The sequence below is a fragment of the Mycobacterium sp. TH-M15 genome (assembly GCF_057473705.1).
This window is the reverse complement of record NZ_JBYCLB010000591.1, coordinates 1-1,525: the sequence shown is the minus strand read 5'-3', so window position 1 is coordinate 1,525 and position 1,525 is coordinate 1. Positions and strand designations below refer to the sequence as shown.

Annotated in this window: 1 protein-coding gene and 2 pseudogenes; 1 reads left to right on the top strand and 2 read right to left on the bottom strand. The window is 69.4% G+C overall.

Translation table 11 applies throughout. The features are described 5' to 3' along the window. Positions 1 to 497: pseudogene (locus tag AC2VNT_RS14600) on the top strand (diacylglycerol kinase); the annotation flags it as partial. A gap of 57 nt (positions 498 to 554) precedes the next feature. Here the strand turns inward: AC2VNT_RS14600 and AC2VNT_RS14595 are convergent. Together AC2VNT_RS14595 and AC2VNT_RS14590 are read right to left on the bottom strand one after the other, a co-directional pair. Then, a complete protein-coding gene (locus AC2VNT_RS14595) occupies positions 555 to 1,076 on the bottom strand; it encodes a DUF3145 domain-containing protein (protein ID WP_486947539.1) in 522 nt (173 codons plus the stop codon). A 169-nt stretch (positions 1,077 to 1,245) separates the two neighbouring features. After that, positions 1,246 to 1,525, bottom strand: a pseudogene (locus tag AC2VNT_RS14590) (serine hydrolase); the annotation flags it as partial.

The window sequence follows — 1,525 nt, the reverse complement described above, 5'->3', positions numbered from 1 at the left end:
ACTCGCTGGTCAGCGACCGGGCCAACCGGATGCGCTGGCCGCGCGGGCGGATGCGCTACAACCTGGCGATGCTGGCCGAGCTGTCCCGGCTGCGGCTGCTGCCGTTCCGGCTGGTCTTCGACGGGAGCACGGAGATCGTCACCGAGCTGACCCTGGCCGCGTTCGGCAACGCCCGCAGCTACGGCGGCGGCATGCTCATCTGCCCGCACGCCGACCACGCCGACGGCCTGCTCGACGTCACCATGGTGCATTCGGCGTCGCGCAGCAAACTGATTCGGCTGTTCCCGACGGTCTTCAAGGGCACCCACGTCGACCTGGACGAGGTGACCACCGCCCGCGCGCACTCGGTCTACGTGGAATCCGCCGGCATCAACGCCTACGCCGACGGCGACTACGCCGGGCCGCTGCCGGCGGAGATCTCCGCGGCGCCCGCGGCGCTACAGATCCTGCGCGTCTGCCCCGGCCCTCCGCGAGCAGACACAAACTCCCCTAAATAGCCGCCCGAAAAGGGGACTTTGCGTCTGCTGGCGCTCAGAAAAGCGGGCGGCGGAAAGCTAGCCCACCCCGCGGCTGAGCCAGGAGACCTCGGCGCCGTCACCACCGTCCCGGTATGCCTCCAGCGCCTCGTCCCAGGCGGTGCCCAGCACGGAGTCGAGCTCGGCGGCCAGGGTGTCGGCGCCGGCCGCCATCAGCGCACGCAGCCGCATCTCACCGACCATCACGTCACCGTTGGCGCTCATCGCCCCGTTCCACAGGCCCAGCTGCGGGGTGTGGCAGAACCGCTGGCCGTCCACGCCGGCGCTGGGGTCCTCGGTGACCTCGAAGCGCAGCACGGTCCAGGACCGCAGCGCGCTGGCCAGCCGTGCGCCGGTGCCGACCGGGCCCACCCAGTTGGTCACCGCCCGCAGCTGTCCGGGCATCGCCGGCTGCGGGGTCCAGTTGAGCCCGGATCGGCCGGCCTGCACACCCAGAGTCGAGGTCAACGCCCACTCGACGTGCGGGCAAACCGCCGCGGGCGAGGCGTGGATGTACACCACACCGCCGGTCGCGTCGGCGAACTGGTTCGACGCACGCATCAGTTGCTCCTTCGGTTCCACCAGGGACGTCTTCCCCAACGACTCGGTGGATTCCGGTTTGGCAACGATGCCGCCGACTGCCAGCCTATTCAGTGTCTCGTGAGTCTATTGTGCCCTGTGAGGTGACTGTTGCGCTAGTCCTGATTTTCTGGTCCTGGTTTCGGAGGCGGTATCCGGTCAGCACCGCCTCGGCCAGCGCCGGCCACGGCTGCCGCGCCCAATCGCCGAAATCTCGGTCGGTGAGCACCACCAACGCCAGGTCAGCGACCGGATCCGCCCAGATCAGCGTGCCGGATTGGCCGAAGTGGCCGTAGGTTCGCGACGAGTTCGACGCCCCGGTCCAGTGCGGTGACTTCCCGTCCCGGATCTCGAATCCGAGTCCCCAGTCGTTTGGCCGCTGCACGCCGTATCCGGGCAGCACCCCGTCCAGGCCGGGAAACTGCACGGCG

Excerpts from the sequence above, each read along its gene's own strand:
- AC2VNT_RS14595 (WP_486947539.1), bottom strand. The coding sequence starts at position 1,076 with ATGCGTGCGTCGAACCAGTTCGCCGACGCGACCGGCGGTGTGGTGTAC.